Here is a 24762-nt window from a genome sequence, read left to right on the forward strand (position 1 = left end):
TTTGGCGGCCGGACTGTCCGGATACTCCGGGCGCTATCCGGATCGTGCGGCGGATGCCCCCATACCGGGAACGCATGCACGGCGCGAGTGCAATCGAGCATGACGGGAGAACATCGATGGCGCAATTTTCCGAAACAGGCTGGCTGGCCGACGCCGCCTGTTTCAATCACGACAACCTGCTGCTGCAGTCCAACGATGTCGACGAGGTTCGTGCGCGCGTCGCCGACGTGTTCAAGCCGCACCGGCTCACGCCGACCGGCGAATCGCGCGCGCTGCGCAGCTGCATGCATCATGCGCGCTGGGGCAACCTGTCGTTGAACCTGCTCGATTACGGCGGTGGCGTCAGCATCGAGCCCGGGCCGCTGGAACACTTCTTCCTGTTGCAGATCCCGCTGCGCGGTGACGCGGAGATCGAGTGCGGCGCGGCGAGTTTCGTGTCGTCGCCGGGCACCGCGTCGTTGATCTCGCCGACGCTGTCGCTGAAGATGCGCTGGGGCGATGCGTGCCCGCAAGTCATTCTGCGCATCGAGCGCGAAGTGATGGAGCGCCACGCGCAGCGGCATTTCGGCGACGACCGGCGCGCGCCGGTCGAATTCGAACCGGAATTCAGCCTGTCATCGTCGCAGGGGACGTGCCTCGCGCAGATGCTGCCGATCCTCGCCGGCGCGATCGCGACGGACGCGCATCCGCTGCGTCACCCACTCGCCTTCGAGCAGCTCGAATCGACGCTGCTCAACCTGCTGCTGCATGGCCACCCGAACAGCGCGCGCAACGGCACGCGGCACCTGCCGGTGGCGCTCGCGCCGTTCTACGTGCGGCGCGTCGAGGACTACATCCGCGCGCATCTCGACGAGCCGCTGACGATCGAACGGCTCGCCGAACTCGCCGGCGTCAGCCCGAGCACGCTGTTCGCCGGCTTTCGCCATCGCCACGGGATCACGCCGATGGGCTTCGTGCGGCAGTTGCGTCTGCAACATGTGCGCGAGGAACTGCTGGCCGACGCGTCGCCGGGGCTCGCATCGGTGACGGACATCGCGCTGAAATGGGGCTTCGCGCACCTCGGGCGGTTCGCGATCGAGTACAAGCGGGCGTTCGGGGAATCGCCTTCGGCGACGCTCAGGATGCGGCGCGTGCGCGGTTAGCGTCGCAGGCGGCAGCCCGCCCGCGGATCGCCGACGGCAGCGGCACGTTCCAGACTGCCGTCACACCCCCGCCGAGCCGCCATTCGATGAACGGGCGGCGCGGTGCGATGATCGTCGTGAAAGCGCGCGCAGGACGACTCGACCCGGCGCAGTTCATCGCGGAACGTCCACGGAAACAGGTTTTGCCTGACCGGCGTGAGTGCCGCGAAGCTTGCGGGATGCCCGACGGCCTCGATGACGAGGTTCGCCAGGCGGCCGATCGCGCCGTCGTTTTCCCGATCGGGATCGATCCCGAACCAACCCCCCCACGTGCCGGATGCCGGCTTGACCCGCGCGCGCACTTTTTTGAAGACCGCGCCACGTTCGCCCGGTATGATCGCTGCGCTCGCGAACGGCACCACGGGGCCAGCGCATGCCGACTCGCGCGCCACCCGTATCGCAAGCACGACAACACAGGGCGGGCGCCGGCGGTGCGTCGCGCCGCGATCGGCTCGAATCGGCCAGCAGCACGACGGAGCACAGAACGATGGTAGCGGGGACGGGGGCGGCGCGACGCGCGAGGGCGATCGCAGCCGGGGGCGCGTTGTACGTGGCGGCTGCGGGCGGCGCGCATGCGCAGGCATCGGCGGCGGCCGCGCTGCCGGAGATCGATGTGACAGGGAAGGCCGACGGCGCGTCGAGCGGGCTCGTCGGGCGGCGCACCACGGCCGGCACGAAGACCGACACGCCGGTGGCGGAGATCCCGCAAACGATCAATCTCGTGACCGCGCAGCAGATCGAGATGACCGGCGCGACCGATCTGAACCAGGCGCTGCGCTACGTGCCGGGATTCGCGACGTTCGGCGCCGACAGCCGCACCGACTGGTATGCGGCATTGCGCGGTTTCACGCCGACGCTGTACGTCGACGGCGTGGCCGCGCCGAACACCGCCGTGATCGCGAACTGGCGCGTCGACCCGTACACGATCGACTCGATCGCCGTGCTGCGCGGGCCGACGTCGGTGCTGTACGGCGCGGGCGAGCCCGGCGCGATCGTCGACGCACACACGAAGCTCGCCGACGGCGAACGCGTCCGCGAAGCCGGCGTGCAGATCGGCAATGACGCGCGCAAGCAATTCATGGTCGATGTCGGCGACGCGCTCGATCCGGACGGCCGATATGCGTATCGCTTCGTCGGCGTGGCGCGCGACGGCAACGCGGTGACCGGCCCGAACGGCGACCGGCGTGTCGCACTGGCGCCGTCGTTCCGATGGCGGCCGAACGCCGACACGTCGCTGACGCTCTCGGCGACGTTCCTGCAGGACAGCGGCGATATCTCGTCGAACTTCCTGCCCGCGTCGGGCACGGTGTTGCCGAACCCGAACGGCCGCCTGTCGCAGGACATCTACATGGGCGACCCCGCCTTCAACGACTACCGGAAGAAGCAGTGGTCGCTCGGCTACACGCTGGCGCACCGCGTGAATGCAATCTGGTCGCTGCACCAGGACGTGCGCTGGTCGCACCTGTCGCTCGACGACGCGACGGTGTTCGGCAACGGCCTCGTGCCCCGCAGCACCACCAACATGATCCGTTTCGCGGGGCTGTTCCAGCTCAACTACAGCCGGCTCGATATCGACCATTACGCGCAGGCGCGCTTCGGCACGGGGCCGCTCGACCATACGCTCTTGCTCGGCTTGCAATACGACCGGCAGACCACGACCCACAGCGCGTGGCTCGCGCTGGCGCCGTCGCTCAACCTGTACCAACCCGTCTACCGGCCCGTCACGGCTGCGATCTTCTCCGGCCCGACGTCGCTCGGCCACGTCGACCAGTACACGGCGATGAACGCGTTCGGCGTGTACGCGCAGGACCAGATCCGCTGGAAGCGCTGGACGCTGACGCTCGGCGGCCGCGAGGACTTCGTCAATGCGCGGTTCGACGACCGGACGGCCGGCACGCAGGCGCGGCAGGACGTCAGTGCGTTCTCCGGGCGCGTCGGCCTGACCTATCAGGGGGACGCCGGACTGTCGCCGTACGTCAGCTATTCGACGTCGTTCGATCCCGTCATCGGCGTGCGGATGTTTGGCGGCGGCCTGCCTGAACCTACGCGCGGCACGCAGACGGAAGCCGGGCTGCGCTGGCAGCCGCCCGGCCGGAACCTGATGCTGAGTGCGGCCATCTACCAGATCGACCAGACCAACGTCGTGACGCCGACACCGGTGCAGCTCGACCCGACCGGCACGACGTCCGTGCAGACCGGCAAGGTGCGCTCACGCGGGATCGAGCTGAGCGCGGTCGGCAAAGTCACGCGCGAGCTGTCGGTCGTCGCGTCGTATGTCTATCAGGACGTCAAGAACGTGCAGGCGAACGACGCGTCGCTGAACCACTGGCCGGTGGCCGTGCCGCTGCCACGGCAGATGGCGTCGATGTGGGCCGACTGGACCTGGCGCACGGGCGCACTGTCGGGCGTCGGGATCGGCGGCGGCGTGCGCTACCAGAGCGCGTCGGCCGGCGCGCCCGACAACTCGCTGACCGTGCCGAGCGTGACGCTGGTCGATCTGGCGTTGCACTACGAGATGTCGCACTGGCGGTTCGCGCTGAACGTCGCGAACCTGTTCGACCGGCGCTATGTCAGCGGCTGCCAGTCGTACGCCGTCTGCGTGTTCGGCAACGAGCGAACCGTGCTGGCCAGCGCGAAATACAACTGGTAATCGCGAATGCGCGAAACGCGTCTCAAGCGTCGCGTTGCGGTTCCCGCCGCACGGCACGTTCGCCGGCGTGGCGCTGGCGCCGCCACTCGGTCGGCGTGAGGCCGAAACGTTCGCGGAATGCGGTCGCGAAATTCGCCGGCGTGGAAAAACCGATTTCCTGCGCGATGCTGGCAATGCTGAGCGACGTCGAATCCAGCAGATCCTGCGCGATCCGCAGCCGCTCGTGCCGCAGATACTCGAACACCGTCTGGCCGAGATTGTCGCGAAACGCGCGCGACAGCCGTTTTTCATGGGTGCCGACCGCGCGGGCCAGTTGCTCCACCGTCGGCGGATCGTTCAGCGTTCGCGCGAGGTGGCGGATCGCCGCGCGCACGATGATGTCGTCTTCCTTGCCGGCCACGAACGGGCTTTCCGTGTCGACGGGCCGGGCGCGCTTCGCCCGCGCGAGCTGCACGCGAATCCGCGCGAGCACTTCGGCCGGCTCGAACGGCTTGACGACATAGTCGACGCAGCCGATTTCGAACCCCTCGAGGCGTTCGTGCAAGGCACCGGCCACGGTCAGGAAGATGACCGGAATCGCGCACGTCTGCGGATCGGCGGCAAGCAGCCGGCACGCAGTGAAGCCGTCCATGCGCGGCATGCGGACATCCATCAGGATCAGGTCCGGCATGAGCGCCTGCGCACGCTGGCACGCTTGCGCCCCGTCGGATGCAATGCTGATCCGGCACCCCGTGTCGCGCAGGATGTCGATCAGCAAGCGAAGCTGGTCGGGCTGATCGTCGACGATCAGGATATGGACGTCGCCCAATGCGGAGATCGATGGATGCATCGTGCACCTGTTCTGGAATGGCTGCTGGCTGCGTTCCTGCGGGTGGCCGGCCCGGTTCGAAATAATCGTCGGAAGCCGCTCTATGGCGACGCTCAAGTGCATCGGTATTCGGATTTCGTCCAACTACGCGACCCACAACCCGTCGGTGGAATACCCGGCATGGGTTGTTTTGATCGCTGCTCCGGTAAAGACGCGGAGCATTACCGTCGTCGTCCCCTGAAAAAAGTGTGGCTGCCGGTATCGATGCGGGCCGCATTGTAGGGGGTTATTTCAATTCTGACCAGAACCATCGACTCAATTCGGCTCATTCCGTCTTTCGGGTTTTTCAATGCGCGTCGAGGCGTGCGCTTGCTGCGTGGAACGGGAGGGGATCTCTGTCCATTTCCGCCATTCCCATTCTCGTCCCATGCGCAATCACGTAGTCCAGCGGATTTTGCATAAAAACTTTTTCCGGCATTTATCTTTAATCCGCTTCAGCAAAGTATTTGTCCGCTCAGCAAAACATTTCGATTAAATCCGGCGGCTGTAAATCGTTTGCGAGACGGAAAATGTTAATGTAACGCGTTGAATATATTGAATTTTACAATCTATAAAGAATGTCGCCTTCAATAATTTTAGATCGTGTCTCATAATTCGTCCGAACTTTGAATGCAGGGTTGCACAAGGTAACGCAAGGCGCGGCGGGTTGTGACGGACGTTGTGCGATTCGGATCCGGGGCATCAATTGATGTGTATCCGAACGCAGGTTCGTTGCGTGCAGGCGAAAATCCGGTTGCCGCGGATGAAATAAAAGAAGCGGGGTGGGTCGCGGTCGGCGCGACATCAAATCAGGGGTATCCATAACGGCGGGTTGAATCTCCGGATTCAGTCGCTGGGCGAATTCGTCCATACAAACCAATATGCATTCCTAATGCATTAGCCGGATTAACGGAACGGGCCGTAACACGAACGGCGTGCCCGGGCTTTCGAACGTCCCGTCGCCACGGGCGGACGATACGTGTCGCCTTCGACACGCTCGGGCCGGCACGGGAATCGGGTTCCGCACTGAAGTCGTAATCGCAATCGCAGCTGAAGCCTTCAATAAAAGTAAGTAGTCCGTATTCAAACCAAACGCTAAAAACGGAGCAGAAGACCATGAAGAGGAAGCAGATTTCGGCGCTGGCCGCCGCCATGTTCACGGGGGCAGGTGTCCTGATCGCGGGCGCCGCGCAGGCGGACAATTTCGTCGACCGCGGCAACCCGGACAACGCGCTGAGCGGTCAGTGCATCGACGGGACCAACCCGCAGTGCGTGTCGACCAAGAGCGGGAGCTACGCGGCGGTGAGCACCAACAACGTCACGATGGGAACGAACGCCAAGGCGAATGCCAGCGGGATCGCGATCGGCGACCAGTCGAATGCGGCCAGCAAGAGCGGTACCACCAGCGGCGGCGCGATTGCGGTCGGCGTCGGTGCGCAGGCGCTGGCGAACTCGGCCACGGCGATCGGCACGGTCGCCGTCGCGCAAGGGAATACGGCGCTCGCCATCGGCCGCCAGTCGGCCGCGGTCGGCGACTACTCGATGGCGCTCGGCAACGTCGCCGATGCGCACGGCACGAGCTCGATCGCGCTCGGCCACTCGGCGCTGGCGAGCGGCGATCGTTCGGTGGCGATCGGCGGCGCCAACCCGACGACGAGCGACGGCGTGTCGGCCGGCGCGACATATGACGCGGCCACCCAAACGCGCGCCGGCGGCACGCAATCCGTGGCAATCGGTGCGGGCGCGCAGACGAACGACAACAACCAGGTGGCGATCGGCTCGGGCAGCACCGGCGCGAACAACGGCGGCACGCCGGTGTTCGGCGGCACGGCCGCGCCGGTCGGCGGCGCGGTATCGTTCGGCGCGGTCGGCAAGGAGCGCCAGCTCAAGAACGTCGCGGCGGGCGCGGCCGATACGGACGCCGTCAACGTCCAGCAGCTGAAGAACGTGAACGGCACGCTCAGCACGAGCATTGCCACCGTCGACGCGCGTGTGACGTCGGTTGGCAATTCGCTGTCGACCACGATCTCGAACGTCGACCAGCGCGTGACCAACGTGGGCAACAGCCTCAGCACCAGCATCGTGACGGCGACGAAGAACGTCGTGAAATACACCGACGATTCGCACGCAGCGATCGCGCTCGACGGCAGCAACGGCACCAAGATCGGCGGTGTCGCGACCGGCGTCGCCGACACCGATGCGGTCAACGTGGGTCAGTTGAAGGGCACCGTCGCACCGTTGCAGACGTCGATCTCGACGGCAGCGTCGAACATCACGAACCTGCAGACCAGCGTTACCGGCATCAACACATCGCTGAGCACGGCGACCACCAGCATCACCAACCTGCAGGCGGCCGACGCCCGTAACGTGAAGTACGACGGCCAGAGCGGATTCGACTCGGTGACGTTCGCCGGCACGAACGGCACGACGCTGCACAACGTCGCAGCAGGTGTCGCGAACACCGACGCGGTGAACGTCGGGCAGTTGAACGGTGGCCTGTCGTCGCTCAGCACGAGCGTGACGAACAACCTCAGCACGACGCTCGGCAACCTGAGCACGTCGGTCACCAACCAGATCGGCAACGCGACGAAGAACGCCGTGCAGTACGACGATGACGCACACAGCGGCGTCACGCTGGGCGGCAAGGGGGCACAGTCGCCGGTCGGCGTGCACAACGTGGCGGATGGCATTGCCGCGAGCGACGCGGTGAACGTCGGCCAGCTCGGCAAGGCAACCGACACGCTGAATCAGTCGATTACGAATGTCGGCAACCAGGTGACGACGAATACGGGCAACATCGCTGCGCTCCAGCAGGACGCGCTGCTGTGGAACGCGAACCTCGGCGCATATGATGCGAGCCACGGCGGCAACGGCCCGCAGCGCATCGGCAATGTCGCGGCCGGCGTCGCCAATACCGATGCGGTCAACGTCGGTCAGCTGACGGGCACCGTCGCGCCGTTGCAATCGTCGATCTCGACGGCGGCGTCGAACATCACGAACCTGCAGAGCAACGTCACCGGCATCAACACATCGCTGAGCACGGCGACCACGAATATCAGCAACCTGCAGGCGGCCGACGCCCGCAACGTGAAGTACGACGGCCAGAGCGGATTCGACTCGGTGACGTTCGCCGGCACGAACGGCACGACGCTGCACAACGTCGCGGCGGGTGTCGCGAATACCGACGCGGTGAACGTCGGGCAGTTGAACGGTGGCCTGTCGTCGCTCAGCACGAGCGTAACGAGCAACATCAATACGACGCTCGGCAACCTGAGCACGTCGATCACCAACCAGATTGGCAACGCGACGAAGAATGCCGTGCAGTACGACGATGACGCACACAGTGGCGTGACGCTCGGCGGCAAGGGGGCACAGTCGCCAGTCGGTGTGCACAACGTGGCGGACGGCGTTGCCGCGAGCGACGCGGTGAATGTCGGCCAGCTCGGCAAGACAGCCGACTCGCTGAATCAGTCGATCACGACCGTCAGCAACAGCGTGACGACGCTCGGCAACCAGGTGACGACGAATACGGGCAACATCGCTGCGCTTCAGCAGGATGCGCTGCTGTGGAATGCGAACCTCGGTGCGTACGATGCGAGCCACGGCGGCAACGGCCCGCAACGCATCGGCAACGTCGCGGCCGGCGTCGCCAATACCGATGCGGTCAACGTCGGCCAGCTGACGGGCACCGTCGCACCGTTGCAATCGTCGATCTCGACGGCAGCGTCGAACATCACGAACCTGCAGAGCAACGTCACCGGCATCAACGCATCGCTGAGCACGGCAACCACCAGTATCACCAACCTGCAGGCGGCCGACGCCCGCAACGTGAAGTACGACGGCCAGAGCGGATTCGACTCGGTGACGTTCGCCGGCACGAACGGCACGACGCTGCACAACGTCGCAGCCGGTGTCGCGAATACCGACGCGGTGAACGTCGGGCAGTTGAACGGTGGCCTGTCGTCGCTCAGCACGAGCGTAACGAGCAACATCAATACGACACTCGGCAACCTGAGCACGTCGATCACCAACCAGATCGGCAACGCGACGAAGAATGCCGTGCAGTACGACGATGACGCACACAGCGGTGTCACGCTCGGCGGCAAGGGTGCACAGTCGCCGGTCGGCGTGCACAACGTGGCGGACGGCACTGCCGTGAGCGACGCGGTGAATGTCGGCCAGCTCGGCAAGGCAACCGACACGCTGAATCAGTCGATCACGAATGTCGGCAACAGCGTGACCACGCTCGGCAACCAGGTGACGACGAATACGGGCAACATCGCTGCGCTCCAGCAGGACGCGCTGCTGTGGAACGCGAACCTCGGCGCATATGATGCGAGCCACGGCGGCAACGGTCCGCAACGCATCGGCAATGTCGCGGCCGGCAAGAACGGCACGGACGCAGTCAACGTCGACCAGTTGAATGCGGCGATCCAGGACGGCACGAGCCAGCTCGATGCGCTCGCCGTGAAGTACGACGACGCGAACAAGAAACAGGTTTCGCTCGGCGCCGGCAACGGCGGGAGCCCGGTGCGCCTGACCAACGTCGCGGAAGGCAACGTCGCGGCCGGCAGCACGGACGCGGTGAACGGCGCGCAGCTGCGCCGCGCGACCGACGGTACGGCGGCTGCACTGGGCGGCGGTGCGACCGCGAAACCGGACGGCACGATCAGCGCGCCGGACTATAAAGTCGGTGGCGGCTCGTTCAACAATGTCGGCGACGCGCTTACCAACCTCGACACCCGCGTCGGCAGCAACACGACGACGCTCCAGAATCACGAAACGCGTATCGACACTGCCGAAACGAACATCGCCGGCAACACGGCCGCGATCGCCGGGCTGCAGCAGGACGCGCTGCAGTTCGACCCGAAGGCAGGCGCATACAACGCGGCGCGCGGTGGCGCCCCGACGAAGCTGACCAACGTGGCCGACGGCAACGTCGCCGCTGGCAGCACGGATGCGGTGAACGGCGGCCAGTTGTCGGGCGTGAAATCGTCGCTCGAACAGCAGATCACGCAGGTGTCCAATCAGGCGGGCGAGGCGGTGAAGAACGTCGTCAAGTACGATGTCGACGCGAACGGCAACCGGTTGAATTCGGTATCGCTCATCGGCGGCGACACGAATGCGGCGGTCGTGCTGAAGAACGTCGCCGCGGGCACCGACGATACGGACGCGGTGAACGTGAAGCAGCTGAAGAGCGTGCAGTCGAATCTCAACCAGCTCGGCGCGCTCGCGGTGCAGTACGACGACAGCTCGAAGAGCTCGATCACCCTCGGCGGCGCCGGTGGCACGCGCATCACCAACGTGCAGGCCGGCACGCTCAGCGCAACCAGCACGGACGCGGTGAACGGCTCGCAGCTCTACGCAACCAACCAGCAGGTCGCGAAGAACACGACCGATATCACGAACCTGCAGGGGAACGTCACCAACATCGCGAACGGCAAGGCCGGCCTTGTGCAGCAGCAGGATCCGAATGGCGCGATCACGGTCGGGAAGGACTCCGGCGGCACCAGCGTGAACTTCTCCGGCACGGCGGGCGACCGCGTGCTGACCGGGGTCGCGGCGGGCGTGAAGGACAACGACGCGGTCAACATGGGCCAGTTCAACAACGCGCTGAAGAACGCGGCGGCCAACGACCAGATCCGCGCGGCGGCGACCGATGCGAATACCACGTGGATCACGCGTGCCGATGCGGGTTCGATCGGGTCGACGGCAACCGCAACCGGCAAGAACGCGGTAGCAGTCGGCCAGGGCTCCGTCGCCGATCGCGACAATTCGTTCTCGGTCGGTGCGAAGGGCAGCGAACGTCAGGTCACGAACGTCGCGGCCGGCACGGCGCCGACCGACGCGGTGAACGTGCAGCAGTTGAACGACAACCTGTCGACCGCCACGACGCAGGCGAAGGGCTACACCGACCAGCGCATCGGCCAGGTGTACAACTCGTTCAACGACCTGAAGAAGGACATGTACGGCGGCGTGGCATCGGCAATGGCCGTCGCCGGCCTGCCGCAACCGACGGGCGCGGGCCGCTCGATGGTCTCGGCGGCGACGTCGAACTATCACGGCCAGCAGGGTTTCGCCGCCGGGTACTCGTACGTGACGGAAAGCAACCGCTGGGTCGTCAAGGCGTCGGTGACGGGCAACACGCGTTCGGACTTCGGCGCGGTGGTGGGTGCCGGTTACCAGTTCTGACGTCGTTCGCGCAGTATCGATCGACCAATGGTGCCGGGCAGCGGTTGTGATGCCCGGCACCGGCGGGAAATCCGGGGCCCGGGGTCTGTCTGTCGACCCCGGGCCATCGGCGCTTGAGGCGTCGCGACGATCGACAGGGCTGCGCCGGGCGTGTCCGGCACGCGATATCGCTTGCCTCACGCCCGAGTCTCACGCGACAAACACCGGAAAAATGGCATCGGCAGGATGCCGACATCGATCCGGGCAACCGGCTGCGCCCAATCGGTGAGCAAGATTTGCGACCCGGCAGATTGTGTCAGTCGTATGAAAGCAAGCGTTTGCCGGTGCCAAGTGCCAGCGCATTTCACGCGTTATCGTCAAATGCGGTCGACATTTCTCTGCGAGAAACAACGCCCGCGAATGCCGTCGATGGATGATTTATTTGCCGATAGTGGTGATAATCGTCGACTGGTGCAACGCAACCCGCGTTGAGCGTGTCCGAGCACGTCTTCCAATCCCGTATTGGCGCCGACAACGACAAACGAAAACGATGAAACCCGTCAACAAGATGCTTCCCGAGCAGCGCTTCGCGTTGCCGCGTCAAATTCGGCTGCCTGCCTATGCAGCGCCAGCCTTCATGGCCTTCGCTTTTCCCGCCGGTTACGCCGCCCGGCGGCGCTGAACGCCCAGACAATCCGCTCCATTTGTTCAACACGGCCCGGCGCTTGAATCGGTCGGCCGGGCAATCGGTATCGAACAGCAATATCAGTTAATGCATCCCGTGAGATCGCATCGGGTCACATCAAAGACGCATCACGGGACCGCATACAGGGGTAAAGGCACATGATCGGGAAGTTTGCGTGGCTGTCCGTCGTTTCGCTTGTGGTCGCGGCATGCGGGGATAAATCCGGGCATGCGGATACGGCATCGAATGCGCAATCGGCCGCTGCGTCGGCGACGCAGGACGTGGCCGCGCAAGGCGAGGGCAGCGAGAAGCGCCCGGCACCCGTGCCGCCGAGGCCCGGCCAGGTGCTCGAGGGCATTTACCAGAAGGACGCGCACGGCGAGGACATGATGGAGATCGCCAACGGAAGCCAGGCGTCGTACTGGTATGGCTACGCGTTCGATCTGAACGGCAACCACTACTTCACCGGCTTCGCTTACGACACGCCGAACAAGTATGCCGAACAGGAGAAAACCGCCGCCCCGGCGCCCGATGCCCGGGTGACGATCACCGAGGCCACCTTCGAATGGACCACGGACGGTGGCGTGGCCGGCTGGAACATGGTCGAGTCGGAGCGCTCCATCGGCGAGTTTGGCGGCTATGAGAAGGCCGACACGATCGACGACAAGGAACCCGCCGTGAGCACGACAACGCCGGACGGGCAGATCGTGCTGGCGGTCCCGACCTGGCATCTGGCTTCCGGTACCCGGATCAAGTCGTTCAGCATGTTCGTCTATCAGCGCACCAGTGCGTCAAGTAATCCTGACGATACCGACTGGACCTATGCCGGCAACGTGTTTCGCGGCGACGACAACGGCGCAGCGTGCGATGCCGACGGTACCGGCAATCACATCCCGTGTGTGGCCGGCTCGTCGACCCTGACCTTCCTGTCGACCGACGGTCGCGATTGGCCGCGCCTTCGTGTCGCGATGAAGGGGACGGGCGTCGACAACGCCGGTCGGAAGAAGACTTATGGCGCCGCGGACGTCGTCGAATACAGGTTCAATCCAAAGACGAGGGTTTACGAAGCGGCGAAGACGTAGGGCGGCGCGCGGCAGGTCGCGTCCAACGAGGGTTCCACTTGTGCACGGGGAGGATCGAATGGCGATGTCTATCTCGAGAAACAGTATGTCGATGGTGTGGGCGTGTGCGGCGATCCCGTTCGTTGCCGGTTGCGCGAATGTCTGCTCCGTCCTGGATTCCAGCCCGGTGTGCGCGACCCTGTATCCCGGCCCGGTTCAGAAGGCGGCCAAAGCCATGGTCGGACAGCCGATATCGGTGGCGTTCAAGGCGTTCGGCCGTCCGTTCATCAATCAGCCGCCGCTAGGGCAGTCGCCGGAGTCGGCAAGCTATACCGGGAACTACTTTTGGGACACGTCGCGGGTTCACGTGAGCCCGAACCTGACGTTCGTCCAGACCGGCAGCCGGTACGTCGGCAGTCATGTTGCCGGGGTGAATCCCGCAGGAAATGGCGTGGCGGAGATCCCGCTGTACCAGGACGACTATGAAGCCACCGGGTATTACGGCCACGAAACCGTCCTCGATTATGTGTGCATGATCACCATCAAGACCAACCATGCCGACATCATCACGAAGGTGGAGGTGGGCGGGTGCCGGAAATGATGTCGTTGCGGCGAATCGCGGCCGAATGCGAGTAGCGCGATCCGCGGCGATCGCATCCGCGCCCCGGCCCGCGGTGCCACGCGGGTTCGCGCCCGGTCGAAGCAGGCGTCCAATGCGAGTTGTCGAATGTGTGCGTCGGCTCGTATTCTGAATTCGTCGGGCGGAACGGCATGGTGCCTCCGCCGATCGACGCACGACAGAGACTCGCAATGACTGCCACTACGCAAACCATGAAGCTCAATCACCTGAGCTTCCCGTCGGCCGACACGCTGGCGACGGCCCGCTTCTTCGAGCGGCACCTCGGCTTCACGATCGCGGGAAGCTGGGAAAAATCCTGGATCCTCAAGCGCGCGGGCTTCGACGTGGTGATCGACCACGTCAGCGACGACGTGCCGGCATGGCCGACGAATTTCCACGTCGGGTTCGAGCTGCCGAGCCTCGATGCCGTTCGCGCGTTGTTCGAGCGCTTCAGGGAAGAGGGCGTCGAGATGGTGACGGACGTCTTCAACAACGGGCGCGGTTCGCGTTTCTTCTGCCGCGCACCGGGCGGCGTGATGTTCGAACTGAACACGCGTGCGGATGCTGCGCCGGAATATCGCGGCACGTTCGACGACTGATGCGGGTACGCGAAGGCCTGGCGATTTCCGTCCAGTGCAGATCGCTGCAGTGCGCGACAGGGCCGATCCGCGCCACCCGCAACCCACCGCGCGATTTGCCGTCGAGCAGGACTTGAAAAGCAAGAAACGGAGTGTCCGCCTGCGTGCGGTCACCTACATTGCCGTGACGAACCTCACTCACGGGATGTGAAAAAAATGACCTTACTCGAAGGGAAAGTCGCCATCGTCACCGGCGCTTCTGCCGGCATCGGCCGCGCGATCGCGTTGATGTTCGCAGAGCACGGTGCGTCAGTCGTATTGGGCGCGCGAAACGAAGCCACGCTGAATCAGGTTGCCGACGAGATCCGTCGTCAGGGCGGGCAGGCGTGCGCATGCGCCGGTGACGTCGGGCACGCCGATACGCATCGAAGGCTCGTTGCGACGGCCCTGCGCGAGTTCGGCGGCCTCGACATCGCGATCAACAACGCGGGGACGGTCGGACCGCTCAAGCCGCTCGCGGACCTCTCGCTCGACGACTGGCAGCACACGCTGTCCATCAATCTGACGGCGGCCTTCCTGGGCGCAAGCAACCAGATTCCCGCGATGCTCGAACGCGGGGGCGGTTCGATCGTCTTCACGTCCAGCTTCGTCGGAACCAGCGTCGGGCTTCCCGGGATGGCCGCGTATGGCGCGTCCAAGGCCGGCTTGATGGGATTGGTGAAGGGCATCACCGCGGACTACGCGGCACGGGGCATTCGGGCAAACGCACTGTTGCCGGGCGGGGTGGATACCGCGATGGGGGGAGACCGGGAGCAGAAGGAATGGGCGGCCGGGCTCCACGCGATGAAGCGCATCGCCCGCCCCGACGAGATCGCGTCCGCGGCGCTGTTTCTGGCGAGCCCGATGGCCAGTTTCGTGACCGGCTCGGCCCTGTTCGCCGACGGCGGCAATGCGGCGGTGAAGTGATGCCCCGTTGGGGCAAGCTCAACTGCCCGCGCGGGCCAGCATGGCGATGACCGCGCGGGTGCGCGAAGGCTCGGTGATTTCCGTCCAGTGCAAATGCGCGTATTTCGGGTCGTCGCGCAGGGCGGCGAACTTGACACGGTTCTTCGCGAACGTGGTGTACGACCACAGCAGCACCGACTCTCGGGAAAATGCCATCCGCAGCGACTCACGGTTGCCGTGCGAAAGCTCGGTGCGCATGAGCCCGCGGCTCAACGTGCGCCACAGCACCCGGGAGAATACGGTCCGACGCCCGAAGTTGAGCCAGATCACGTGCGTGGCTCTCGACCAGAGCAGGTCGCGCACGGCGCTGTAGTTCCCGTCGGCGACCCATCGGTCGCCGGCTGTCGCCGCCTGCACGGCGTTCTCGAACTGTTCCGGCGGCACGGCTGTCCAGCCCGGGCCCCAGTAGAGTCGATCCAGCTCGACGTACGGGCAGCCTGCTGCCGTGGCCAATGCGCTCGAAAAGGTGGATTTCCCCGCTCCGCTGGTTCCAACGACGATGAAGCGCATGGGTTTGGCCGCGGTTGATTTTGGAAGCCGGGTATTGTGCCTCATGCGCCGATGCGATGCTGGGTCTTCGATCGGGTTCAGGCAACTGGCACACGGGTCGTCATGCGCGTCCCGGGGCCTCGATGCATTGGCGCATGCCGTTCCGGACAGGTTCCAATTTCCCCGGAACCGGTTGCAAGAGACATCGTTCCGACACCGCTCCCGGAGGTTCGCCGTTGCGACGGCCACGACAGGCGTGGGGTCTCGTGCAGGCACGTTCCGCGTTTTGTACAATCTCGCGCGAGGGTCGGGCAGCACACGGCCGCAACGAACGTCAACAAGAGCGAAAGAGAGAAACGATGGCGACCGAACTCGGGGTGCGGGAGAGCATGCAAGCGGGCGGCGCGTGCGACAGGATCCCGCGATGTGTGCGCGAATGGGTAAAGACGGCGTGCGCATCTCGATCGGATCGGGACCGCGCATGAGCGACAAACCCGTTCTTGCCGCCGGCGCGCCGTGCGAACCTGCCGCGTCGACTGTTCCCCTGATGGCGCTGGCGTGCCTGATCGTCTTCATGGCGCAAATGGCGACGACCGTGTACTTGCCGTCGCTGCCTGTCGTCATGCGCGAATTGAAGATGACGCAAGGCGGCGCCGAATTCTCCATCTCCGCCTATGTGATCGGCGCGGCGCTGCCGGTGCCATTCTGGGGCGCCGCTGCGGAACGCTGGGGCAGGCGTGGCCCGCTGTTGATTTCGCTGCTGTTGTTCGTCGCCAGCAGCCTGTTGCTCGCCAGCTGCACGGTTGCACCGGCACTGCTCGCGTTGCGCGCCATCCAGGGCATCGGGGGCGGCGGCGCAGCGATCATCGCCAGAATCATCGTCCGCGACAACTGGCGCGGTGACGAACTGGCGCGACGGCTCTCCGTGTTGTCGATCGCCTTCATCACGGCGCTGGGCGGCGGCCAGTTCGTCGGCGGGCTGATCGGCCGATACAGTCATTGGCAAACGGGTTTCGTGCTGATGGCCGTCATCGCCGCGCTGGCGATCGGTCTCTCGTCCATGTTGCCGTTGAAGGCGGGGAGCCGCACCGCGGTCACGTCGGGCATGGCCGGCACGTACTGGATCCTGCTGCGGCGCCCGGGCTTCCTGTGGCCAGCCTGCGCAGGCGGGTTGGGGTTCGCGACGACCGTGACCTTGCAGGAAGTGAGTCCGTTCGTGTTCCAGGAGCATTTCAAGCTGGCCGTAACGAGCTTCGGCAGTATCGGCCTGTTGCTCGGCGTCGCCTATTTCAGCGGCGCGATGCTGGTCAATCGCCTCGTGAGACGGCTCGGCGGCGTGCGGCTGATGCATGGCGGCGCCGCGCTGGTTGCGTTGGCAACCACGTTGATGCTGGCGTCGTGGCACGGCGGCCTGCTGACCCACTTTACCGGCCTGTGGATCTTCATCGCGCTGTATTGCCTGGCGATTTTCGGCCAGGCCGTGCTGTTTCCGAACAGCATGGCCACCGCCGTCAGCGATGCGCACGACCATGGCGCGCATGCGATGGCCTTGTGCGGCTTCCTGCAGCAAGGACTGGCGGGTGTCGCCGCGACAGCCGCGGTGCTGCAGCACCATGGCGGCACGTGGACGCTCGCCGTGTTCGTGCTGGGCGCGCTGACGTGGCTGGTGGTGCGGTTGAAGGTGAGGGGCGGGTAGGCGGCCGATCGTCGACGGAGGGTTCGTCGACCGCATGCGTCTCCGTCGGAAATAGCTGCGCGCCACGGTACATCCGCTTCACGTACGACAAGCGCGACAGGTGGTCAGAACCGTGCGCAGCCGGTGTCCGAGCGCGGGCCTTCCGATGCAGGAGAAAGGGTGACGCGTACATGCGATGAGTTGCGCCGCGCCGCTCAAGCGAGAGATTCGTAGAAAGCATTATCTCGTGCGTCGGTCGTCCTGCTTTCACTACGAATTAAAAGGTATCGCCGTCAAAAGCGCGAATCGTATCGCCGAGAAAAATCGCACTGACGCGCCCGGAATGGCAACAATCAAAATCAATATTTAATAAAGCAAATAGCATCTGCCGCTTTACTCCGGTTTCACATCGTCCGTCCTGATCGACCCGCGTCACACGCTGCCTCCCCTAGGTAGCACGGGGCTCGCCCCGCAAATCCAGCCAATGCAAGGCTGCCGATTCCGCCACCTCAGCCGACGAGATCATTTCAAATTCATCACCAAAACATGACTCGATTAACTTCGATGAAGGTAAAAATTAATCAGATAGAAAATATCTTGTAATTATAAAAATGACCTTCTAGGATCCCTCTGCTGTTCGTGACATGTCTTGAAAGTCTGACGTTGATGCATTCCTCGAACATCACCCACTTATAACCCGGGGGATTACATGAAGAAACTGTCTCGTCTGCTGTCCATCACCGCGATTACCGTCGCGAGTCTCAGTGCTTTTGCCCAAGCCGGCGACCAGTCGGCCACGGTTGACAAGGCACTGCAACTGATCCAGCAGAACCCGTCCGCCTTCAGTCTCGCAGTCGGTGGCGCAGCCCGCACGTTGAAGTTCGCGGGGCCACAGGCCGGCGCGCCGACGGACGGCGATCAGTTCCAGGTACGCGACGTGATCGTCGATCCCGACGGCACCGAGCACGTGCGTTTCGACCGCTTTTACGCGGGGCTGCCGGTAATCGGCGGCGACGTTGTCGTCCATTCGAGCAAGGGGCAGTTGAAGCAGGCGAGCGTGACCCAGCTCGCGCCGATCAATCTCTCCGGCACGATCGGCAAGGTCGGAAACCGCTCCGTGGTACGCAACGCACCCGACATCGGTGCGGCCAGGGTCAAGCGCATCGCGGCCGCGCGGTTCAACTCGGACGTGCGCCGCGTCGATGACGCGGAACTTGTCGTGTTCGCACGCGACGTCAACCCGACGCTGGCCTACGCCGTGCGTGTATACGGCAAGGCAACCGATGCGCACGGCGATGCGGTGCTGTACTACGTCGACGCGCGCACCGGCACCGTGCTCGACGCACAGGACCTGATCAAGACCGCCGCCGCGACCGGCACCGGCCGCTCGCTGTACTACGGCGACCTGACGCTCACCACGGACCAGACGGGCATGAACGCGTACCGGATGCTCGATCCGAGTCGTGGCGCCGGCTCGGTCTACGACGGCCGCGGCCTGACCTCGGACGACGTCGAGCAGGCGACCGACCTGCCGATCTTCACGAGCAGCACGAACGTGTGGGGCAACAACACGACCACCGACCGGCAGACGGTCGCCGCCGACATCGATTATGGGCTCGCGCTCACTTGGGACTACTACAAGACGGCGCACAACCGCAACGGCATCTTCAACGACGGCCGCGGTGTGAAGAGCTATGCACACGTTGTATTCAATACCGGCAGCGGCACGACCGGCGCGAACGCGGCATGGCTCTCGTCGCACGTGATGGTGTACGGTGACGGCCAACCCGGCACCAGCCTGCCGAAACCTGTCGTGTCGGTCGACGTCGCCGGGCACGAGATGAGCCACGGCGTGACCGAGGCCACGGCCAACCTGAACTATTCGGGCGACGCCGGTGGCCTGAACGAGTCGACGTCGGACATCTTCGGCACGCTCGTGAAGTACTACGCCAACAATCCAAACGATCCCGGCAACTACGTGATCGGTGCGCGCGTGGTGAGCGGCGGCCTGCGCAAGATGTACAAGCAGGATCTCGATGGCCGGTCGTTCAGCTGTTACCCGTCCGGCGGATTCTCGTGGTCGAATCCACGCCACGATCCGCATTTCACGTCGGGCGTCGGCAACCGCCTGTTCTACCTGCTGGCGGAAGGCCCGACGGTGCCGTCGACCGATACCGGTCTGACGAAGGCGCAACTGGTCTGCAACGGCGACACGACCTTCAGCGGCCTGGGCCGCGAAAAGGCCGGCAAGATCTGGTACCGGACGCTGACCGTGTATCTGAACGCCAACTCCAGCTACCCGAACGCACGACGTGCATCGATCCAGGCGGCGAACGACCTGTACGGCGTGAACTCGGCCGAAAGCGCAACGGTCGCTCGCGCGTGGAGTGCGGTCGGGGTGAATTGATCGCGTCGGTGTGAGTGCGTTGAGCGCTTGATGATCGCGTGGCGGTATTTCGTGTCGGAGCAAGGCGTGCCGATCGAGGCCACGCGATATTCAGGCGAATGACGGGCAGATGTGGATCGACCGCCTGCGATTGCAGGCGGTCGACCTTTGGAACGCTGCTTTCATTACGTCCGCCACTTATCCCGTTCATCGGCGCTGCATGCCGACACGGTCGCGCCGGCAGCCATCCGCGCGCCGATGCGCGCCCATTACCGGTCGCGCTTATCCGGAATCGGTCGATGATGCGCCGAAGCACGGGCATGCCAAATTCGCCGCCGTCATCAATCTCATCCCGGGATTCAGACGTCGCATGTTTCATTGATTTGCCGTCACTCGGCGTAGAAGTTCGGAAGAGAAGCAGCAGGGCGCTGGCGTTGCGACGAGAAACACATCTTCTTCAAGATCCGCGTCGCGCTTCCCGGTCATTCGCGATGCCCCCCAAAAGCTGACGGTAAACCAAGGCGGAACTCCGCCGCACGCCCCATCGCCTACACCACCCGGGCGAGCGGCAAGCCCTCAGCCGATCCGTCGATGTCCCATCCAGCCGCGTTCCGGCACTTTTTCCACAAAAAATATCTTCCAGGAAATCGTTTGCGCGCAGTCGCGCGGCGTTCAGTTTATTCATCACATGCCGATATCTGGAAGGCGCGCCCGATCGAAGCGGCATCGCCTCGCGGCTTCGATCGGGAACAGCATCAGCCCATGCGACGGATAGGGGAAGGAAGGTTTTGGCGACAGTTTTGGGGTGCATCGTTTATCGGCACAATCACTGGCTGGTATTGCTTGCTGCACTGTTGTGCGGATCCGGCTCGTGGGTCACCGCGCGCCTGTTCCAGCGCACGGTGAACACGTCCGGCACGCAGCGGCTCGGCTGGCAGGTGCTGACGGCCATTTCGGCCGGCGTGGCGATCTGGTGTACGCACTTCATCGCGATGCTCGGCTTCGACGCCGGCGCGCCCGTGCACTTCAACCTGCCGCTTACGCTCGTGTCGCTGTTCATCGCGGTCGGCGGCAGCACGATCGGCTTCGCGCTGACGACCTGTCGCACCGTCAAGGCCGCGCCCGCGCTCGGCGGCGCGATCGTCGGCGTGGCGATCGTGCTGATGCACTACACCGGCATGCTCGCGTGGCGAGTCGAGGGCATCGTGTCGTGGGACGTCGGCTACCTGATCGCGTCGGTGCTCCTGGCGATGACGCTCGCGGCGCTCGCGCTGCACCTCGCGATGCGGCCGTCGCCGCACGCGGTCAACCAGATGGCCGGCGTGCTGTCGCTCGCGATTCTCGCGCTGCATTTCACCGGGATGACCGCGCTACGCATCACGCCGCTGACGCTCGACGGCACCTGGACCGACATGAGCGCGCTGCGTCCGCTGGCGCTGGCGGTCGCGGGCATGTCGCTCGTGATCGTCTGCACGGGGCTCGTGAGCTACGTGATCGACAGCAACGTGCGGGCCGAATCGCTCGAACACCTGCGCCGGCTGGCGCTGAGCGACATGCTGACCGGCCTGCCGAACCGGGCCAGCTTCAACGAACGGCTGGACCTCGAAATCGGGCTCGCGCAGGAACACGGCACGAAGCTCGCGCTGATCGGCATCGACCTGAACCGCTTCAAGGAAATCAACGACCTGCGCGGCCACCACGCCGGCGACGAGGTGCTGCGCATCCTCGCGCGGCGCATGACGAACCTGCTGCGCGACGGCGAATTCGTCGCGCGCATCGGCGGCGACGAATTCGCGGCGCTTTGCCGGATGGACGACGGCACGCGCCTGATGGATCTGCTCGAGCGGCTCGAGCCGGCGCTCTACAAGCCGGTCCGGCTGGACGACTACGAGGTCGTGCCGGGCGCGAGCTTCGGCGTTGCGATCTTCCCGGACGACGCCGCCACCCAGGCCATCCTCATCAACAACGCGGACCTCGCGATGTACCGCGCCAAGGGCAGCATCGCGCAAACGATCTGCTTCTACGAGCCGGCGATGGACCTGATCGTCCGCGCGCGCCGCAGCCTCGCGGCCGACCTGCGCCGCGCGGTGGCCGACAACCAGCTGAGCATTCACTACCAGGTGCAGACTTCGCTCACGACCGGCGAGATCCGCGGCTACGAAGCGCTGCTGCGCTGGCAGCACGCGACGCTCGGCACGATTCCGCCCGCCGAGTTCATTCCGCTCGCCGAGGAGAACGGCGTGATCCTGGACATCGGCGAATGGGTGCTACGCGAGGCATGCGCGCGAGCGGCCACGTGGGAGCCGCCCTATGCCGTCGCGGTGAACGTATCGGCGGTGCAGTTCATGCACGCGGACCTGACGGCGCTCGTGGCCAACGTGCTCGCAGAAACCGACCTGCCGGCGTCGCGCCTGCAGCTGGAGCTGACCGAATCGACGATCTTCGCCGGCCGCGAGCGCGCGCTGGACACGCTGCGGCAGATCAAGGCGCTGGGCGTGAGCATCGCGCTCGACGATTTCGGTACCGGCTATTCGTCGCTCGACACGCTGCGCTCGTTCCCGTTCGACCGCATCAAGCTCGACCAGTCGTTCGTCGCGGACGCGGAGGCGAAACCGCAGGATCGCGCGATCATCCGCGCTGTGCTCGCGCTCGGCAAGAGCCTGGGCATTCCGATCCTGGCCGAAGGCATCGAAACGCGCGACCAGCTGGCGCTGCTGGCGAACGAAGGCTGCGACGAAGCGCAGGGTTTCCTGCTCGGCAGGCCCGCGCCACTCAATGAGATCGTCGGCAGCGGGCAGCTCGCGCTGACCGGCGGCAACCGTGCCGGTGCGCCGGCTGCCGCGGCTGAATCGGCCGTCAAGGCCGATATGGAGCCGGACCCGTGCGGGTAACCGGCGGCGCCGGACACGACAACCCGAACCCGGGTTGCAGCATGCAGGCTCACATGAAAACCCACTACGCACGGATCGCAAGACTGGCAAGCATCGCAGCGCCGGCCCGCAACCCGGACCTGCTCGCGGCGCAGTTCCGGGTATTCGCCGGCCAGCTTCCGGTGATGTACCTGATCCTCATCTCGAGCACCTGGAGCCTCGCCGTCACGCACCTGGGCAGCACGCCGTGGTGGCTGTCGGTCGCGATGCCGGCCGCGATGACGCTCGCGTCGCTCGCGCGGCTGTTGCACTGGCGCCGCGCCCGGCTACTGGAACCGACGCCGGACGCCGTGCTGCGCGCGCTCACGGTCACCAACTGGCTGGTGATCCCGATCGCGGTGACGTTCACCGCCTGGGCGCTGCTGCTGTTCCCGTACGGCGACGCGTGGCAAAAGGCCCAGGTCGCGTTCTACATGGCGATCACGGTGATCGGCTGCATCTTCAGCCTGATGTACCTGCGCACGGCCGCGCTGAGCGTGGCCGTGATCGTCAACGTCGCGTTCATCGCGTTCTTCCTCTCGACGCGCCAGCCGACGCTCGTCGCCACCGCGGTCAACATGGCCTTCGTGTCGGCGGCGCTGATCGCCGTGATCTCGGTCAACTACCGGGGCTTCCTGCGTACCGTCGATGCCCAGGCCGAATCGCGGATGCGCGAGCAGGCGCAGATGCGGCTGATGCGGATGATCGACGACATGCCGGTGGCCGTGATGACGGCCGACCCGGAGACGTTCCGCATCAACTACCTGAACGCGACGTCGCGCAACCTGCTGCGCTCGATCGAGCACCTGCTGCCGATCCGTGCGGACGATGCGCTCGGCGCGCCGATCGACTTCTTCCACCCGCACCCGCAGCACCAGCGCCGCCTGCTTGCCGATCCGGCGAACCTGCCGCATCGCGCCCGCATCGCGCTCGGGCCGGAAGTGCTCGACATCCAGGTCTCGGCCGTGCGCGACGCCCAGGGGCGCTACATCGGCCCGATGCTGTCGTGGTCGATCGTCACGCAGCAGGCCGAAGCGGAGGCGCGCATCCACCAGCTCGCGCATCACGATTCGCTCACCGGCCTGCCGAACCGCGCGACCTTCCTGGCCGAATTCGACGCGAGCCTGCGCCGCTCGGACAAGGTGCTCGGGCTGCTCTTCATCGACCTCGACGGCTTCAAGCTGATCAACGACGCCCGCGGGCATTCGGCGGGCGACGAGGTGCTGCGCCAGGTCGCGGAACGCCTGCGCGGGCAGTGCCCCGAGCCGGGGATGATGCTCGGGCGCATCGGCGGCGACGAATTCGCGGTGCTGCTGCGCGACACCGACGCGGACGGCGCGATGGGCACGGCCGCGCGGCTCGTCGACGCGCTCGCCGCCCCCTATGCGCCGTCGCCCGACCGGCAGTTCCGCATCGGCGCGTCGATCGGCTGCGTGCTGGCGCCGCATCACGGCAACGATGCGGGCGTGCTGCTGTCACGCGCGGACATGGCGCTCTATGCGGCCAAGAAGGCCGGGAAGGGCACGTACCGGATGTTCTCGCCGGACATGGAAACGAGCGCGCAGGAGCGGATCGCGCTCGAATCGAAGCTGCGCTTCGCGCTGGACGAGAACCAGGGGCTGTACGTGTTCTACCAGCCGATCGTCGATGCCCGGACGCGCCGCATTACCGCCCGCGAGGCGCTGCTGCGCTGGCATCACCCGCACGCCGGGTGGATTTCGCCGGGCCGCTTCATTCCGGTGGCCGAGCGCGGCGGCCTGATCGACCGGCTCGGCCGATTCGTGCTCGACCAGGCCTGCCGGGAGGCGGCGCGCTGGCCGGATGGCGCGCGCGTCGCCGTCAACGTGTCGGCGGGGCAGCTCGGCCACGGCACGATCGTGCCGGCCTTCGCGGCGGCGCTGGCCGGCGCGGGCCTCGCGCCCGACCGGCTGGAAATCGAGGTGACGGAAACCGCGCTGCTGCATGACGAGGGCAAGGCGATCGCGGACCTGCGCGCGCTGCGTTCGATGGGCGTGCGCGTCGCCCTCGATGACTTCGGCACCGGCTTCTCGTCGCTCGCGCATCTGCGCGCGTTTCCGTTCGACAAGATCAAGATCGACGGCAGCTTCGTGCGCGATGCGGTCACGCGCCCGGACTGTGCGGCCGTCGTGCGCGCGGTGGCCGATCTCGGCAAGCGCCTCGGCGTGACGACCGTCGCGGAAGGCGTCGAGACGGAGGAGCAACTGGCGTGCATCACGGATGCCGGCTGCCGCGAAGTGCAGGGCTTCCTGATCGGCCGGCCCGTGCCGGGCGAGCACGATGCGCCGGCCATCCACTGGATCGAGCGGGCCGCGCTGGCCGAGCAGGCCGCGACCACGCGGGCGTGAGCGTGGCATGGGCGCCATGCGCGCCCGCTGAAGCGGGTAGGGCACTCGCCCGAGCGTGCAGTGGATCGACCGGCGCCATCGCCACGTGTTCGACGAGATGTCTTCGGTGAAACCGACGAACTCGCGCAGTCTGCCGATCA

At 65.5% G+C, this 24762-nt stretch carries 17 protein-coding genes; 13 read left to right on the top strand and 4 right to left on the bottom strand.

Annotated elements, in window-relative coordinates; translation table 11 throughout:
• The first annotated feature begins 116 nt into the window (after positions 1–116).
• Complete coding sequence (locus G3N61_RS12570) at positions 117–1142, top strand: AraC family transcriptional regulator (protein WP_205822548.1); 1026 nt, start codon at positions 117–119, stop codon at positions 1140–1142.
• On the opposite strand, the gene G3N61_RS12575 is transcribed toward G3N61_RS12570, so the two are convergent.
• On the bottom strand, positions 1139–1543 hold the full coding sequence (locus G3N61_RS12575) for a hypothetical protein (protein ID WP_241017715.1): 405 nt from the start codon (positions 1541–1543) through the stop codon (positions 1139–1141). The genes G3N61_RS12570 and G3N61_RS12575 overlap by 4 nt on opposite strands.
• A gap of 125 nt (positions 1544–1668) precedes the next feature.
• Here G3N61_RS12575 and G3N61_RS12580 point away from each other — a divergent pair, with 125 nt between their 5' ends.
• On the top strand, positions 1669–3831 hold the full coding sequence (locus tag G3N61_RS12580; protein WP_205822550.1) for a TonB-dependent siderophore receptor: 2163 nt from the start codon (positions 1669–1671) through the stop codon (positions 3829–3831).
• Between the two features lie 22 nt (positions 3832–3853).
• On the opposite strand, the gene G3N61_RS12585 is transcribed toward G3N61_RS12580, so the two are convergent.
• Positions 3854–4660, bottom strand: coding sequence for a response regulator (locus G3N61_RS12585; protein ID WP_043183789.1), 807 nt, complete (start codon positions 4658–4660; stop codon positions 3854–3856).
• On the opposite strand from G3N61_RS12585, the gene G3N61_RS12590 reads away from it, so the two are divergent.
• The 7 genes from G3N61_RS12590 to G3N61_RS12615 all read left to right on the top strand — a co-directional run bounded on the left by G3N61_RS12590 (position 4655) and on the right by G3N61_RS12615 (position 14758).
• On the top strand, positions 4655–4921 hold the full coding sequence (locus G3N61_RS12590; RefSeq protein WP_205822552.1) for a hypothetical protein: 267 nt from the start codon (positions 4655–4657) through the stop codon (positions 4919–4921). The genes G3N61_RS12585 and G3N61_RS12590 overlap by 6 nt on opposite strands.
• Positions 4922–5794: 873 nt before the next feature.
• On the top strand, positions 5795–10870 hold the full coding sequence (locus G3N61_RS12595; protein ID WP_205822554.1) for a YadA-like family protein: 5076 nt from the start codon (positions 5795–5797) through the stop codon (positions 10868–10870).
• 529 nt (positions 10871–11399) lie between these two features.
• Positions 11400–11531 (top strand): hypothetical protein, encoded by a 132-nt coding sequence (locus G3N61_RS40070; RefSeq protein WP_277405094.1) that lies wholly within the window; start codon positions 11400–11402, stop codon positions 11529–11531.
• A gap of 284 nt (positions 11532–11815) precedes the next feature.
• Positions 11816–12616, top strand: coding sequence for a hypothetical protein (locus G3N61_RS12600; protein WP_205822555.1), 801 nt, complete (start codon positions 11816–11818; stop codon positions 12614–12616).
• A gap of 85 nt (positions 12617–12701) precedes the next feature.
• The gene (locus tag G3N61_RS12605; protein WP_205822556.1) at positions 12702–13196 is read left to right on the top strand and encodes a hypothetical protein; all 495 of its coding nucleotides are present in this window, start codon (positions 12702–12704) and stop codon (positions 13194–13196) included.
• Between the two features lie 209 nt (positions 13197–13405).
• Positions 13406–13813: a VOC family protein gene (locus G3N61_RS12610; protein WP_179258790.1), complete on the top strand. Its 408-nt coding sequence runs from the start codon at positions 13406–13408 to the stop codon at positions 13811–13813.
• A gap of 195 nt (positions 13814–14008) precedes the next feature.
• Positions 14009–14758 (top strand): SDR family oxidoreductase, encoded by a 750-nt coding sequence (locus G3N61_RS12615; RefSeq protein ID WP_205822557.1) that lies wholly within the window; start codon positions 14009–14011, stop codon positions 14756–14758.
• Between the two features lie 18 nt (positions 14759–14776).
• Here G3N61_RS12615 and G3N61_RS12620 read toward each other — a convergent pair whose 3' ends face one another.
• The gene (locus G3N61_RS12620; protein ID WP_089452651.1) at positions 14777–15307 is read right to left on the bottom strand and encodes a toxin; all 531 of its coding nucleotides are present in this window, start codon (positions 15305–15307) and stop codon (positions 14777–14779) included.
• A gap of 460 nt (positions 15308–15767) precedes the next feature.
• Between G3N61_RS12620 and G3N61_RS12625 the strand changes: the two genes are divergently transcribed.
• Positions 15768–16982 (top strand): MFS transporter, encoded by a 1215-nt coding sequence (locus tag G3N61_RS12625; RefSeq protein ID WP_241017716.1) that lies wholly within the window; start codon positions 15768–15770, stop codon positions 16980–16982.
• Positions 16983–17238: 256 nt separating this feature from the next.
• Here G3N61_RS12625 and G3N61_RS12630 read toward each other — a convergent pair whose 3' ends face one another.
• The gene (locus G3N61_RS12630; RefSeq protein ID WP_205822558.1) at positions 17239–17397 is read right to left on the bottom strand and encodes a hypothetical protein; all 159 of its coding nucleotides are present in this window, start codon (positions 17395–17397) and stop codon (positions 17239–17241) included.
• A 273-nt stretch (positions 17398–17670) separates the two neighbouring features.
• Between G3N61_RS12630 and G3N61_RS12635 the strand changes: the two genes are divergently transcribed.
• From G3N61_RS12635 to G3N61_RS12645, 3 genes are all read left to right on the top strand, one after another.
• The gene (locus G3N61_RS12635) at positions 17671–19368 is read left to right on the top strand and encodes a M4 family metallopeptidase (protein ID WP_205822559.1); all 1698 of its coding nucleotides are present in this window, start codon (positions 17671–17673) and stop codon (positions 19366–19368) included.
• Positions 19369–20147: 779 nt separating this feature from the next.
• Positions 20148–22238: an EAL domain-containing protein gene (locus G3N61_RS12640; RefSeq protein WP_241017717.1), complete on the top strand. Its 2091-nt coding sequence runs from the start codon at positions 20148–20150 to the stop codon at positions 22236–22238.
• Positions 22239–22291: 53 nt separating this feature from the next.
• Positions 22292–24622 (top strand): EAL domain-containing protein, encoded by a 2331-nt coding sequence (locus G3N61_RS12645; protein WP_241017718.1) that lies wholly within the window; start codon positions 22292–22294, stop codon positions 24620–24622.
• Positions 24623–24762: the final 140 nt, after the last annotated feature.

Origin of the sequence: Burkholderia sp. Ac-20349, from assembly GCF_017104865.1 — a bacterium.
Lineage (GTDB): Bacteria > Pseudomonadota > Gammaproteobacteria > Burkholderiales > Burkholderiaceae > Burkholderia > Burkholderia aenigmatica.

Coding starts and splice junctions, on each gene's coding strand:
- G3N61_RS12620 (WP_089452651.1), bottom strand. CDS start 15,307: ATGCGCTTCATCGTCGTTGGAACCAGCGGAGCGGGGAAATCCACCTTT.
- G3N61_RS12580 (WP_205822550.1), top strand. CDS start 1,669: ATGGTAGCGGGGACGGGGGCGGCGCGACGCGCGAGGGCGATCGCAGCC.
- G3N61_RS12605 (WP_205822556.1), top strand. CDS start 12,702: ATGTCGATGGTGTGGGCGTGTGCGGCGATCCCGTTCGTTGCCGGTTGC.
- G3N61_RS12585 (WP_043183789.1), bottom strand. CDS start 4,660: ATGCATCCATCGATCTCCGCATTGGGCGACGTCCATATCCTGATCGTC.
- G3N61_RS40070 (WP_277405094.1), top strand. CDS start 11,400: ATGAAACCCGTCAACAAGATGCTTCCCGAGCAGCGCTTCGCGTTGCCG.
- G3N61_RS12590 (WP_205822552.1), top strand. CDS start 4,655: ATGCATCGTGCACCTGTTCTGGAATGGCTGCTGGCTGCGTTCCTGCGG.
- G3N61_RS12570 (WP_205822548.1), top strand. CDS start 117: ATGGCGCAATTTTCCGAAACAGGCTGGCTGGCCGACGCCGCCTGTTTC.
- G3N61_RS12645 (WP_241017718.1), top strand. CDS start 22,292: ATGAAAACCCACTACGCACGGATCGCAAGACTGGCAAGCATCGCAGCG.
- G3N61_RS12635 (WP_205822559.1), top strand. CDS start 17,671: ATGAAGAAACTGTCTCGTCTGCTGTCCATCACCGCGATTACCGTCGCG.
- G3N61_RS12595 (WP_205822554.1), top strand. CDS start 5,795: ATGAAGAGGAAGCAGATTTCGGCGCTGGCCGCCGCCATGTTCACGGGG.
- G3N61_RS12615 (WP_205822557.1), top strand. CDS start 14,009: ATGACCTTACTCGAAGGGAAAGTCGCCATCGTCACCGGCGCTTCTGCC.
- G3N61_RS12610 (WP_179258790.1), top strand. CDS start 13,406: ATGACTGCCACTACGCAAACCATGAAGCTCAATCACCTGAGCTTCCCG.
- G3N61_RS12625 (WP_241017716.1), top strand. CDS start 15,768: ATGAGCGACAAACCCGTTCTTGCCGCCGGCGCGCCGTGCGAACCTGCC.